The organism is Peptococcaceae bacterium (assembly GCA_024655825.1).
GTDB lineage: Bacteria > Bacillota > Peptococcia > DRI-13 > PHAD01 > JANLFJ01.
The window spans coordinates 47,834-61,691 of record JANLFJ010000011.1 but is presented as its reverse complement, the minus strand read 5'-3'; the positions used below and the strand labels follow the sequence as shown (position 1 = coordinate 61,691).

12 protein-coding genes and 1 pseudogene are annotated in these 13,858 nt (G+C 52.9%); 3 read left to right on the top strand and 10 right to left on the bottom strand.

Annotated elements, in window-relative coordinates:
* Position 1: 1 nt before the first annotated feature.
* Positions 2-1,615: an HlyD family efflux transporter periplasmic adaptor subunit gene (locus NUV48_06090; GenBank protein MCR4441706.1), complete on the bottom strand. Its 1,614-nt coding sequence runs from the start codon at positions 1,613-1,615 to the stop codon at positions 2-4.
* A 150-nt stretch (positions 1,616-1,765) separates the two neighbouring features.
* Here NUV48_06090 and NUV48_06085 point away from each other — a divergent pair, with 150 nt between their 5' ends.
* Both NUV48_06085 and NUV48_06080 read left to right on the top strand, forming a co-directional pair.
* A complete protein-coding gene (locus NUV48_06085) occupies positions 1,766-2,440 on the top strand; it encodes a response regulator transcription factor (GenBank protein ID MCR4441705.1) in 675 nt (224 codons plus the stop codon).
* 1 nt (position 2,441) lies between these two features.
* Entirely contained in the window at positions 2,442-3,668 is a 1,227-nt protein-coding gene (locus NUV48_06080; GenBank protein ID MCR4441704.1) for an ATP-binding protein, read from the top strand.
* A gap of 16 nt (positions 3,669-3,684) precedes the next feature.
* Here NUV48_06080 and NUV48_06075 read toward each other — a convergent pair whose 3' ends face one another.
* Positions 3,685-4,989 (bottom strand): MFS transporter, encoded by a 1,305-nt coding sequence (locus NUV48_06075; protein ID MCR4441703.1) that lies wholly within the window; start codon positions 4,987-4,989, stop codon positions 3,685-3,687.
* Between the two features lie 687 nt (positions 4,990-5,676).
* On the opposite strand from NUV48_06075, the pseudogene NUV48_06070 reads away from it, so the two are divergent.
* A pseudogene (locus tag NUV48_06070) lies at positions 5,677-6,015 on the top strand (methyl-accepting chemotaxis protein).
* Between the two features lie 131 nt (positions 6,016-6,146).
* On the opposite strand, the gene NUV48_06065 reads toward NUV48_06070, so the two are convergent.
* From NUV48_06065 to NUV48_06030, 8 genes are all read right to left on the bottom strand, one after another.
* Positions 6,147-6,842, bottom strand: coding sequence for a FadR family transcriptional regulator (locus NUV48_06065; protein MCR4441702.1), 696 nt, complete (start codon positions 6,840-6,842; stop codon positions 6,147-6,149).
* Positions 6,843-6,904: 62 nt separating this feature from the next.
* Positions 6,905-7,636, bottom strand: a complete 732-nt coding sequence (locus NUV48_06060; GenBank protein MCR4441701.1) for an N-acyl homoserine lactonase family protein — start codon at positions 7,634-7,636, stop codon at positions 6,905-6,907.
* 29 nt (positions 7,637-7,665) lie between these two features.
* Entirely contained in the window at positions 7,666-9,027 is a 1,362-nt protein-coding gene (locus NUV48_06055) for an MmgE/PrpD family protein (GenBank protein MCR4441700.1), read from the bottom strand.
* Between the two features lie 18 nt (positions 9,028-9,045).
* Positions 9,046-9,426: a DUF1667 domain-containing protein gene (locus NUV48_06050; GenBank protein MCR4441699.1), complete on the bottom strand. Its 381-nt coding sequence runs from the start codon at positions 9,424-9,426 to the stop codon at positions 9,046-9,048.
* Entirely contained in the window at positions 9,423-10,679 is a 1,257-nt protein-coding gene (locus NUV48_06045; GenBank protein ID MCR4441698.1) for an FAD-dependent oxidoreductase, read from the bottom strand. Before NUV48_06045 ends, NUV48_06050 begins: the two co-directional genes overlap by 4 nt.
* Positions 10,679-12,166 (bottom strand): FAD-dependent oxidoreductase, encoded by a 1,488-nt coding sequence (locus NUV48_06040; protein ID MCR4441697.1) that lies wholly within the window; start codon positions 12,164-12,166, stop codon positions 10,679-10,681. Before NUV48_06040 ends, NUV48_06045 begins: the two co-directional genes overlap by 1 nt.
* Positions 12,167-12,182: 16 nt before the next feature.
* Positions 12,183-12,986, bottom strand: coding sequence for a TatD family hydrolase (locus NUV48_06035; GenBank protein MCR4441696.1), 804 nt, complete (start codon positions 12,984-12,986; stop codon positions 12,183-12,185).
* Between the two features lie 192 nt (positions 12,987-13,178).
* The gene (locus NUV48_06030; GenBank protein MCR4441695.1) at positions 13,179-13,850 is read right to left on the bottom strand and encodes an anaerobic ribonucleoside-triphosphate reductase activating protein; all 672 of its coding nucleotides are present in this window, start codon (positions 13,848-13,850) and stop codon (positions 13,179-13,181) included.
* Between the last annotated feature and the right edge of the window lie 8 nt (positions 13,851-13,858).

Genomic DNA, 13,858 nt, shown 5'->3' with positions numbered 1-13,858 from the left:
CCTAACGCCCCGCCGGGCGCACGACTCCCGGAACGGGAACGCCCATCCGGGGAACCCCTGTGCTGTTGTTGGAAGTCCTGGCGGCTCCAGGAAGCAGGACTTCCTGGCCGGCTTCAAGTCCGCGGACTATTTCCACCATGTTTTCATTATGCAGCCCTATTTCCACGGGTACCGCGTTTTCCGGCAGCTGTCTTTGGCCCTGGGCAGCGGGCGCATTCGTTTTGCTCCGGTCCGGCGCTTCTTTGAGAAGAACGTACTTGCGGCCGCGCATGTCCTGGATGGCCGTAATGGGAAGAACCAGGACATCTTCTTTTTCGGCGACCACAATTTCCACATCAGCCGTCATCCCCAGCATCAATCCTTGCCAGTCCTTGACTTCCACCGTAACCCAGTAAAAAGCCACGCCGTTTTGGACAATTCCCTCACCGGCTATTCGCACCACTTCTCCCTCATATGTTTTCCCGGGCTGTGCTCCTGCTGTGACCGTCGCCTTTTGCCCGATCTGCACCTTGCCCACATCAAGTTCGTCCACGGTGAAGGAAATCTGCACTCCTTCCTTGCTGACGACTTTGCCCAGTTCCTGGCCGGCGGTTATTTCATCACCTGTCTGAAGATAGGTGTTCTTGGGTCCTGCTGTGTCCACCGGCGCGTAAAAATACCCGGTATAATTCGCCGTCACGGCAATTCCCCTGTCCGTTGGCTTAACGTTTCCCAGCGCCGCCAGCTTGGCGGCATATTCGCTCAACAAGGCCGGGCTTTCGATAGTAAACAAATGCTCGCCGCTTTCCACCATATCGTTCTTGTTAACCAAAATCTCCTTGACAATCCCTTCGGCAGGAGCTTTAACTTCGAGGGTCAGACCGGGATTAAGTGAACCGGGCGTCGCTTGCCCTCCTTTCTCCAGCGCCGCTTCTACCAGCGTGTTGGCCTGCACGACAGCGCCGCTGTCAAGATAGACGGAAAGGGAAACGAGGTCCTTGCCGTTAATGGAATAGGGGTTTCCAACGGCCAGCACTTTTCCCGTGACCTGCCGGCCGTATTCGAGCAGGGTCATGGTTATCCTGCTCCCCGGCTGGAAATCTCCCGAACTTGCGGCAGGTACGTTGAGATTCACCTTTTTCGAATCGGTTAGGGACAAAATCGGTGTCCCGGCACTCACTTTCTGGCCCGGATTAACATGAACCGTCGTTACGACTGCTGCGTCGGGAGCCCTGTAATACAGGTCGTTGACCTGCCGCTCAAGGTCCCTTACTTCGGCGATGCGGGCTTCCACATCGGCGCTCAAAAGAGTGAGAATCGTCTGCCCCTCCTCCACCCGTTGGCCGTCTTTCACCAGCATCTCCTGGAGTGTGCCGCTGCCTGGAGACTTGATCACCTGCTCCCTGGTGGCCAGAACCGGGCCGCTCCCCGAAACCGTGACCCTGATGGCTCCTCTTTCCACTTTTACCGTAGACCGCACGGCTACTTCAGCGTTTTTTGTTTTGCTGGATATAACATAACCCGAACCTGCTATCACCAAAACAAGACCCAGCAGGAACGCCAATTTAAGCCAGGTCCGCAAACCTTTCCAGTAGTGGAGAGTTTTTTTGCCCCACCGCTTCAAGCTGATAACCATGTCATTCCTCCTCGTTCGGACTACTCTCTATTCTCTAATATCAAGCTTAAAATTTCCTTAAAAAGCAAAATGTTTTTCCTCAAAAATTGCTTAACGGCATTTTTTAAGCTATTTTAAAATTAACAGGTTATATTTCGAGGAGTTATAACAATGAGGGTTCTTTTAATCGAGGATGAAAAACGCCTTTCGGAAGCGCTTCTCTATATTTTAAACAAAAACGGCTACGATGCCGATGCCGCTTACGACGGCTGCAGCGGCCTAGCCCTGGCGGAAACAGGCATTTATGACCTGATAATCCTTGACCGCCTGCTCCCCGGCAAAGACGGCATCTCGGTGCTGCAAGAACTGCGAGCCCAGGGCATCGAGACCACCGTTATTTTACTCACGGCCAAAGACTCCGTCAGGGACAGGGTAGAAGGCCTGGACGCCGGTGCTGATGATTACCTGGTCAAGCCGTTCGCGGCGGAGGAACTCCTGGCACGCCTGCGCGCCCTCAGCCGCAGAAAGGCAGGACAATACCAAGATGAACTGCTGCAGCTTTCAACCCTAACTCTTGATCCCCTGCGCTGCGAAGCCGTGGCCGGCGGCAGGACAATCAAGCTAACCTACAAGGAAACGAAGCTCCTGGAACTATTCCTGCGAAATCCCGGCCAGGTGATCACCAGGGACCAGATTTTCAGCCGCGTCTGGGGACCTTGCTCCGATGTTGAAATCAACAACCTGGAGATATATGTCCATTTTCTTCGTAAAAAACTTAACATTCCCGGCTGCCCCGTTCGCATCGAAACAGTCAGGGGCATCGGTTATTCCCTGAAGGAGGTCTGACATGTTCAACCGGTTAAGGATGAGTCTAACTATGATCAACGTCCTGGTAGTTGGCCTGATCCTGGTCGTCATCCTGTCGGGCGTATACCTGGTTATGGAAAAGAATATTGTCCGCGGCTCCGAACAAATGATGCGGCTTATTGTCGCTGAAGAGGCGGCCGGTTCGCCAGCCCCCATCAGGGAACGCTACCGACGCGCTTTCAATTATGTATACGTCAGGACCGGCACCTCTGGGCAGTTAATCGACTTTTCGGGAAACCTGCCCTTGACTTCAGAACAGCTTGAACTCCTCACAACAAAAGCCGCTCGTGCAGGGAGCGGCAAAAACAGGATCGTGGAGGACAGCGCCGACACGTACCGCTTTCTGAAATACCCGGCCCCAAGCGGGGAAACCTCCTACGTGTTTATCAGCACCAGGCAGGAAAAAGAAATCCTGCGGAACCTGCTTGCTGCGCTGACTATAACCGGGCTGGCCGGGCTTGGCCTTACCTTTTTCGGCAGTCTTTTTCTTGCCCACCGGGCGCTAATACCTGTTAAAAAAGCCTGGGAGCAGCAAAAAAACTTTTTGGCCGACGCCTCCCACGAACTGCGCACCCCGCTTGCGGTAATCCAGACAAACCTGGACCTGGTGATGGGAAATCCCTTGGAAACAGTCAAGAGCCAGGGCAAATGGCTGGATAATATCAAAACCGAATTGAAAAGCCTGACTAAACTGGTTGATAACATGCTTTTCCTGGCCCGGGCCGACTCTCACCATGATTCTCGCGATGTCCGCCTCTTTTCCCTGGGCAAGGCGCTGCAAGAAGCGCTCCAGTCGTTTGAACCGCTTGCCGTAAAAAAAGGGGTTAAATTTGATTTTACTCTTCCTGCCCTTTGTTTTACGGGAGACGAAACCCGTATAAAACAGCTCCTGGGCATCCTTATCGACAACGCCCTCAAATACACGCCAGCCGGCGGCCGCATCTCCGTAAACCTCAGGGATATAGGGTCAAAGGTTGAAATCACCGTTCAAGATACAGGCGAGGGTATCGAGCCGGAACATTTGACGAGAATATTTGAACGTTTTTACAGGGTTGACAAGGCCAGGGACCGGGAGAAAGGCGGAACCGGGCTGGGGCTTGCCATCGCCGAATGCATAGTTAAAGAACACCGGGGAAACATCAGGGCCTCCAGCATCCCCGGCCAGGGGACCACTTTCACGGTGCTCCTTCCTAATCCCAAGCATTAATAAACCATTAATCCTTTCATGCCTGTAAACTTTCTCCCTTTTCTTTTCCGGCCGGCTCCCTGACCCTCAAAACCAGGGACGTCCCAAGCAGCGCAGCAAAAGCCAGGCCCAGCCAGCTTAAACGATACGAGCCGGTCATGTCTATTATGTGTCCGAACAGGGGAGGGAATAAAAGTGTTCCCGCCTGAAGCAAGGCAATGCACAGTCCCACCGCCGCTCCTCCCTGCTCCTGGCCAGCCAGTTTAGTAATAAGCGCAATGTGCAGACCGCTCCAGCCCATAGCCGACAAGCCGAAAAACCAGGAAACCAGCGCCATGACCCCAAAAGGGGTTCCCGCATGAAAGGCGGAGAGGGAAACCGTCACCGCGGTAAGGAGAACCCCTTCCATTATTAAAACGGGCTTACGGGCGCCGTGGAAAAAAACGTCGCTGAAATATCCCAGTCCAACACGGCCCGCTATTCCCCCCAGCTGGGCGGCGGCCAGGCAAAGACTGGCCACGGCAACTTTCAAACCCACGCTGTCACGAAGGTACAAAACAAGATAGGTCAGCATGATAAACTGTGACCCCTGGAAAACAAGACCAGCCAAGATGGCCAGCCAAATACCGGCATTGCGCAGGAAGGTCCAGCTTCCCCCCGGTGACTGTTCTTTTTCCTTTCCCGCCTGCTCAACCGGAGCGGGAAAATCCTTGTATGATATGTAAAAGCCGACACCACCGATAATAACTATACAGCCTGCTGCGGCCATCGCCGTCCTCCAGCCCCAGTTCTGGGCCAAGACTGGCAGCAGCAGGGCGCCGATAAAACCACCCAGGGGGACCCCTGTCTGCCTGATGCCCAGGGCCAGGCCAAGCCTGTCGGGCGGGAACCACTTCATCATTGCCTTGCTTCCCGCCGGTGTGGTCGTGGAACTCCACAGCCCGGTAAAAAGAAGAGCTGCCGCAAGCGTGTAAAAAGAAACGGCGCGCGAAGCCAACGTAATCGCCAAGCCCGCCATTATTGCCCCCACGGCCAGGACCGGCTTTTCTCCCTTTTTATCGGCCAGCCTTCCCGCCAAAAGTGCTGTGCCGGACATGCCTATATTGACGGCGCCGCCCGCAAAACCGATCATCGCCTTGGTCAATCCCAGGTCCGCTACAACAAAAGGCGCCAGCACACCGGTGGAAGTGGAAACGACGGACTGCATGGTTTGAAGTGCCGTATTCATAACAAGAGCAGTCCAGCGGTAACTGTTCACGTTTATTCCGGCAGCCGCTTTGTTTTTTTGGTTATCATTGGTGGTTTGTTCCGTGTGTACCGGCAGTTTATTAAGTTCGGGCAAATCGCGTCACCAGCCGTTTTCGTCAACCACTAACCGTTGAAACAATTTTTATAAACAAAACAATTGTAGTCCAGCCAGGTAAAAAATGCAATACCGGCACCGCCCGGAAAATTTGGTCCAATACCTTAAAAACAATATTTTTATAATATATAATAAGTATATAACAATCACTAAAAAGGGGAGGAATCATGCATGAACAAGTTTGTGGGGAAAAATATCATGGACGCTTTTGTAACGCTTACCCCGTACCTTAAAGAAATGCTTTCCGTGGATGTTTTTGTAACCGTTTCCGATACCGAGAAATACATCGCATATGAACCGGGTAAAACCATCGACATAGGCTTAAAAGTAAACGATCCCATTAAAGAAGGCAGTTCGGCCTCCCTGGCCATAAAGAACCGGCAAAAAGAAACGGCCGTAATTCCGAAAGAATTATACGGCATACCTTATAAAGCGATCGCTGAACCCATTTTTGATGAAAACAATCAGGTGATCGGGACAGTGATCTTCGGAATGAGCCTGGACAACCAGAACAGGCTCCAGGAAATCATTGACCAATTCAGCGCTTCTTTCCAGCAAGTTAACAGCAGTATACAGGAAATCGCCAGCGGAGCCCAACACCTGTCCAAGATAGGAGAAAAGCTGTCGTCGCTGACCGGCCAAACCAAAGACGGCCTGCACAAAACCGATGAAATCATCGAAATGATCAGGCACGTGGCCGATCAGACCAAACTCCTCGGTTTGAACGCCGCCATCGAAGCAGCCCGGGTCGGCGAACACGGCCGGGGATTCGCCGTTGTGGCTGAAGAAATAAGGCGCCTCTCTGAGGAAAGCAATCTTTCGGCCAAAAACGTGGCCGCCATCCTTAAAGAGATCTCCCAGGCAATCGAAAACATAAACGATAATTCGCAGGAAACCCATGCCATAAGCCAGGAGCAGGCCGCAGCCACGGAAGAAATAGCGGCCTCAATGCAGGAGATGACCGCACAGCTTGAAACCCTGGCCAATTTTGCCAAACTAATCTGAGGATCGCTCGTACAAGCCCAGCGCCCATTTTTTAAAAAACGGCCCCTTGGGGTTTATTCCGCGGGGGAGGTTCTGATTTGCTGACAAACCAGAACCTCCCCCGCTTGCCCCATGGCTGCTTCCTGATGTCTTTACAAAAACCTGGGCAGTTCCTCCAAGTGCTTTTTCATCAGCTTTTTCGCCTTTTCACCGTCTTTTTCAATAACAGCATCGAGTATCGCCATGTGTTCCTTGACCGCTAGTTTGGGCCTTTCCTTCCTTTTTAACGAGGCGTCCCGGCTCTCCCTGAGTATGATGTGCAAATAAACCAGTATCCTGACAATTATCTGGTTCTGTGCGGCTTTCGCCAGTAAAAGGTGAAAATTCATGGATTCATCGGTCACGTTTTCGTCCTTTGCGGCTTTTTCTTCCATCCTTTGCAGTACGCTCCGCATTTTTTCAATATCCGGGTCATTTCTTTTTTCCGCGGCCAGCCTGGCAATTTCCGGCTCCAGTATGAAGCGAAGTTCGTTTAAGTCTTCCAGCAGGTATTTCTTAGAGGTCAGGATAAAGTTCAGGACCTCCTGCTCAATCCCTTCCTTGTTTAAAGAATTTACATATGTCCCGCTGCCCGGTTTTATTTTGACAATACCCATTACTTCTAACAGGGCCATGGCTTCGGCTATGACCGCCCTGCTGACGGAGAACTGTTCCGCCAGTTCCCTGTTTGAAGGCAGTTTATCCCCAGGCTTGAAACAGCCCTGGGCTATCAGTTCCTTGATCCTCCAGATCACTTCCTGGTGCAGCCTGTTCTTGTTGATTGGAGACACATAACCTGATACGTCCAACTCCTGTGACCCTCCCACAATTTAAATAAACTTCCCGGTTCATTATACCAGACAAGCCGCTGTTAGCCAATCTTCTCCGTTTCGATGAACACCGGATCATGGAGTGCTACTATGACCTCCGCTTCCCGTTTAATCCTGAGGGCGCTGTCATAGGCTTCGCGGCAGTCTGTGTGCAGCCCGCAGGCCGCCACTTCCAGCCCCCGTTCTTTCATGAAGGGAGTTTGTTCAAAGGTTATCATTTGTGTGCATAACCCGGCTATAATCGCCCGGCCGCTCCCGGTCTCCACCTGAACCGACTGCCCCCCCGGGCTGTGACCTGGTGTGAAAAGCGCCTTTACCCCGGGCATTATCTGGACATCGCCGTCAACGAGTCTCATGTTGAGACCTTCAAAATAGGCGGGATTGTAATCCACAGCGCAGAAAACATGGGGATTGCGGGCAAACTCCAGTTCCTTTCTCTGGACTATGAATACGGCACTGCTGAAACGTTTGGCCAGGGCGACATGGTCAAAATGCAAGTGTGTAAGAATTACCTGTTTTACATCTTCCGGGGCAAGGCCAAACCTTTTTAGCCCGTCTTCCAGAGTAACGCGCGTTTTCATGGGAAATTCCGGGTTCGTAAAGTGCTCCGCCTGAGCGCCGGCATCGACCAGGGTTACAGGATCCGAACCCTCAAGATACCAGATAAAACAGGCCGTCTTTGTCTTTTTCCCCATGTTCCAGCGATACGTCCACTGCGACATATCCCTTTCGCCTTCACACAGCGGGATAGGCCTGATGGAATACTTTCTCATTTCGATACCCCCTCGTTTTATCAAACTCACTAGAACAGAACCCCGATACACGCTCCCACGTCTTCAAATTTTTCAATATTCATGATGAATTCAATCATCTCGTTTATCTTTTCCGGCCTGTACTCTTTTTCGCACCGGGAAACACACTTCTTGAACTTGGTGATGCAGTCGTCCCAACTCATGGGGTTTTGGGGATGGCCTTTCGGGTATTCCGCTCTTTCCTGCAGAATTTTTCCATTTTTTAAAACAACTTTGATCGCGGCGGGTTTTAAATCCCTGACCTCTATTTTTTCATCGGCAAAAACATCGACCTTCCCCGCAGCGTCAATCCTTTCCCTTTCGCGCACCGCCTGTTCATCAAAATCGTGAATAAATGGTTCTCCATATTTCAGAGCGACACCCACCGTGTAAGGAATACTGAACTGGGCATCCACCTGCGGGTTTTCCCTGACCTTGAACGGCTCTCCCACCATCTCCCGGCACATCTTGGAAACACGGACCTCCACCTTTTCGATTTCTTCAAATGAGAAGCCGTGCTTTTCCTTTGCCTTGAGAGCGGCATCAATGGAAGAGTGGGTCATCCGGCAGGACGGGTATGGTTTTATGCTCAACCTCATCCCGTAAAAATCCTTTCCCAGTCCTTTGTACACATTCTCGCGCACATATTCTCCCCGTTCATAAAGATTATAAAACCCGTACCGCCCTTCAAACACTTCCTGCGCTCCCGTTATCCCTTTCCTGGCCATCAGAGCCGACAGCACGCCCGCCCTGGTGGAAAACGCCGGCTGCATCCGTTTGGTCAGCCCCCCGTCAATCAAGGCCTGGGCATTGCCTGCAGTCTGGCTGTAGACAATACCCAGCGCATTCTGGATGCCCTCGTCGTCCAGTTTTAAAACCTTGGCGGCCGAGGCGGCTGCGGCAAATGAACCGCAGGTCGCTGTCCTGATCCAGCTTAAGGGTGTAGTTATGGCCGCACCAAGCCTCGCACACAAATCCACCCCCGCCGCTATGGCCGCGATAAATTCCCGGCCGTGCACCCCCCTTTCGGCTTCAGCCAGGGCCATGGCGGGCGGAAGGACATTTACATAACAATGCATGGCCGAGTCGTCAAACGTATCGTCGAAATCCAGCGCGTGACAATACAGGCTGTTAAGGAAGGCTGCTGCCGGCGAGGGGAGTTTTATGCCTTTGCCGATAACGGCTGCTTCCTGCCTGCCGCCGTGGCCGGCCAGTATCGCGGTCATCTCCTCGCAGCCTGGGGCGTTAATACCGGCCAGGCCAACACCGATCGTGTCCATGATGAATTTTTTAGTGGTCTCCACCAGCTCTCCGGGCAGTTTCTCATAACTGACGGCCTCCAAGTGCCTGGAAAGATCCCCGGTCATATCCATCTAATACCGCCCCCTTTATTACTCCAACACTTCAAAGGTTGCCTTCACATCAACGCCTGTCCTCAGGATATTGGAAACAACAGTGTCGCCGTACCTGACCGGGGGCTTCAAAACAACCCTGGACAGCTCTTTCATGGCCTTGCCCAACAGTTCTTTGGGAATGGGCCCCGCGGTTTGCACCGGCATCAGCGGGTGGTCGCTGTCCCGGCTCAAAATCCTCACGGTTGTGGTAAGCACCCGGACCGGGCTGATTACCTCCTGCCGGGCATATGTTTCTCCCCGCGGGCACTTGTGATTGGAAATGGACACAATTTCGTTCCTGCTGCTGTTGTTTATTTCCACCAAGACCTTGCAGGCGAAAGGGCACTGCAAGCAAACAACCTCTTTCGTCACGCTCACCTGGCCACAGCCTCCTTCCCCTCGCAGCTTACAACTATTTCCTCCCCGGTATTCTTGAGCTTTTCCGCCGGAACATCTATCCTGATTTGCTCGCTGGGCCTTACGAAAGGAAACTTTTTCCGGTATAGGCCGCCGATGTGTACGGTAGCCTCTTCCAGCGGCCAGGACACGCGCAGGTAAAAACTCACCGGGTCATTGCTCACAATCCTGTTGGGCACCACATAGCGGATGTTCTGCCCCGCTCTGACCGGCACATTCTTTTCAGTTTTTAACCTTCCCTCAATGCGCCTGACAGCATTGGAAGCCGCCATTTCGGCCGATTCAGTAACATAATCGGCCAAATCATGAACATGGACAACATTGCCGCCGGCAAAAATACCAGCAACGCTTGTTTGCCACAGGTTATCCACCACCGACCCGCCCGTGAGGAGATTCAACTCCACCCCGGCCATCGAAGAAAGCTCGTTTTCGGGGATCAAGCCGATGGACAAAAGCAGCGTATCGGCTTCAAACTCCTTTTCCGTCCCGGGAACAGGCCTGTTCTGCCTGTCAACCTCGGTTATCACTATTTTTTCCACCCTGTCCTTACCGATTATGTTGCTGACGGTGTGGCTTGTATACACCGGAATGTTGAAATCTTGGAGACACTGCACCTCGTTCCTGATCAACCCGCCGATAAACGGCAGCAATTCAACCAGGCAGACGACTTCCGCCCCCTCCAGGGTCAGGCGGCGCGCCATGATCATGCCTATATCGCCCGACCCCAGGATGACGACCTTTTTACCCGGCAGGTAACCATCAATATTGATCAGCCGCTGAGCCGTCCCAGCCGTAAACACTCCAGCCGGCCTGTGGCCCGGTATCCTTATGCTGCCCCTGGCCCGTTCACGGCAGCCCATGCACAAAATCACGGCCTTCGCCTCAATGTTTACCACCGCGTTTTCCGCCAGGGCCTTGATTTTCGTTCCCGCCAGTTCTATGGCCATGGTTCGGGTCATCACTTCCACACCCGAAGTTTCAAGTTTCTTTAATTGTTTATAAATATAAGCGGGTCCGGACAGCTCCTCTTTGAAATAATGCAAGCCAAACCCGTTGTGAATGCACTGCGTCAGCATTCCGCCCAGTTCTTCGGAACGTTCCAGAAGGACAACCCTTTCGGCTCCTTCTTCCCTGGCCCTGATAGCCGCCCCGATGCCCCCAGGTCCTCCTCCAATCACCGCTATATCCACCGGTTTGCTGATTATCCCACTCATCAGGCGTCACCCTTCCCCTCGTCGATTAACAGCTCTTTAAGCCTGTACGGGACTTCGACCGAGCCCTTGCCCCTGCGAGTCACCTGCTCCAACGGTATTCCCAGTTCCCTGCTCAGTATTTTCAAGACCCGCGGCCCGCAAAATCCGCCCTGGCACCTGCCCATTCCCGAACGCGTCCTGAACTTGACCCCGTCGCGCGTCCTGGCTCCCCTTCTTATCGCTTCCACAATTTCCCCTTCCGAAACGTATTCGCAGCGGCAGACGATATGCCCGTATCTCGGGTCCTTGGCCAGGAGTTTCACCTTTTCTTCATCGTCCATTTCACAAATGTGCGGAATGCCTTTCCGGTAAGGGTTAAAATCCTTTTTCAATTCCAGGTTGAGCCCGACGGAGGAAAGGACCACCTGGACGACGTATTCTCCCATCGCCGGCGAGGCCGTCAGACCCTGCGCTCCCAAAACCATGTTGATAAACCTGTGATTGCCGGGCGCCGGTTTGATGTGATAGTCGTTCCCCGCTTTCGGGATAAAACCGCCAAATGGTTTAATCGACATGGAAGGAGACAGGGAGGGAACCAGCCTCAGATAACGCGGGATCACCCACTCCTCCAGTCCTTCCCTGGTTGTTCTGTTATCCCCCAGTTCTTCAATCGTTTCCACTTTCGACCCGACCATGATGTCGCCGTAAACAGTAGGCGATACAAAGTCGCCGCCGTCACCGCTTTTTCTAAGGTCTCGCACAAAATGCCTGACTATGCCTTCCGCTTTCTTATCCATGATGATTCTCTGCTGCCTGGTGCCGCTTATTTTGAAACTGAAGTCGCCCGCCATGTTGGCAACCTTGTCCGCGTAAAGGCCCGCTGCATTGATCACATACCTGGCCTGGAAAATCCCGTTCCCAGTCCTCAGCAGCATATCCCCACCGGACAGGGTTTCAACGGCCTGCACTTCGGTATCGACAAAAAGATGAGCCCCGTTGTCAAGAGCGTTTTCCACCAGCCCGTGAACAAGTCCCCAAGGGCTGGTTACCGCAGTAGTGGGAGTATACAGGGCGGCAATTATCTCCGGGGAGATGTTTGGTTCCATTTGCCGGATCCTGTCCCTGTCAGCGATAAATTCGACGCCCTGCACCCCGTTTCTTTTGGCATTGTACTCATATTCCCTCAGGATGGATATATCTTCATCATCAAAAGCAACAAACAGTTTTCCTACCCGCTTATAGGGGACATCAAGCTGCCGGCACAGCTCCTCCATCATGATACTGCCCTTGATCTCGCCGATGTTCCGCAGCGGGGTAACGGAGCGAAAGCCAGGGAACCCGCAGTGGATCACGCCGTGTGTTCCCTTGGTCTGCCCGAAGCAAACCTCGGCTTCCTTTTCCAGCATGGCCATAGACAGCTTATACTTGGAAAGCTCCCTGAGCGCTGCGGCGCCTGCTATGCCTCCGCCGATAACAATAACGTCGTAACTTCCTTTTACCTCCAGCATCGTTTATCATCCCCAATCAGTCCGGAAGATTCAGTATTTTTTTGCAGTTGGCCCTGCACACCTTATCTATTATTTCATCCGCCGCGCCTTTTTTCTTCAGGGCAAAGGCCGCTTTGGCCACGGCACAAGGATCCGATAGGTTTGTCCCGCAGTCGCTGTTCAACATGACCCGTTCTGGTCCGTATTTAATTACAAGGTCAGCGGCAATTTCCGGGGTCAGGCCTCGCCAGGGCTGCACGGAAATGGCTGCCGCTGCGCCCGCCTCCAGCACCATTTCGATATTCGCTTCAGAGCAGTGGTCGATGATCACCCTGGAAAAAGGGATTCCTATCTCCTGGCATATCTTCAGCGTCTTTTCCGTGAACATTTTCTTCTTATCCGGCGGGTGCGGGACATGAAAGTCTACCGGCACGGAAGCATCCCTGGCAATCATGACCTGGTTCCTCACCACTTCCTCCTGGAAACCTAAGTCCGGGCAGGATTTAGAAGCCGGCTCAAAACCGATCTCTCCTACCGCCACCACCTGGGGCATTTTCAAATAGCCGGGCATTGCCTCGTACAGCTCTTGCGGGTCTTCAGCCGGCATGCTGACCATGCTGATGGAAATCATCGTGTAGACCTTAATAAGGTTGCTTGCCGCCCTGCCCGTCTGCATCCCCAGCTGGTGGTCCCACACGTCCTTGATCGTTTTGCAGGAAACGCGCTGCGTGGCCACAAGCTGCGCCGGAGCCACCACTTCCCTGATGCCTACCAGGTACATCCACTCCAGGTTTTCGAATGTGACTTCCGTAAGGTGGGTGTGAGAGTCAACAAACACCATACAGATTCTCCTTTCTGATAAATTAGATTTAGTGTCCTAATGGCTGATTGGCTCAGCCACTTTTATTATATACGCTTTTTTCAATTTTTTAAAGTACTTCACCTGCTTATTTATTTATTCTCAGACAAAAAGCTGTGCTGGTTTTGACTTGCAAGTCAGAAACGGCACAGCTTTTCTTGCTTGATCTTTACATCATATACCTCTCGTGATGCATTTTTTTACCAGCCTGGCAGCCTTCCCGGCAGCCCGCCGGATATATTCGGCGCTGTGCGGCCGGGGCCAAGCCCCGGGAGTTCTTTTCCCGCCCGGCGTATCCGGCGGCCGGTACTGCTGCAGGACATAGAGTTTCGCTCCCGCAATCTCTGCAGCGATAGACTCCACATCGTCCTCATCCAGGTCGGGGACCATCGTTGTTCTGAACTCGTAGTCCCCCTTGTCTGTTTCCAGCAGCAAGGCAATGCTTTTTTGGATCTCCTCCAGGTAAGCGCCGGTCCCGCATATTTCCTCGTACTTGGAAAAGGGCGCCTTTATATCCATGGCGACATAGTCCAGCAGCCCCTTCCCCATAAGTTCTTCCAGCACCCGCGGGTTAGTGCCGTTTGTATCCAGCTTCACCAGGTACCCCATTTTTTTAACGGCCGAGGCGAATCCTTCCAGGCCGTCCTGCAGGGTCGGCTCTCCGCCGCTGATCACGACGGCGTCCAGGAAACCTTTCCGTTCTTCGAGAAAGGCAAGCACTTCCCCTACCGGTATGAGACTGCGGGTTCCTTCCGCCGACAGCAGGACGCGGTTGTGGCAGTAATAACAACCAAGATTGCATCCGGGAGCAAACACAACGGCCGCAATCTTTCCGGGGTAATCCACAAATGAAT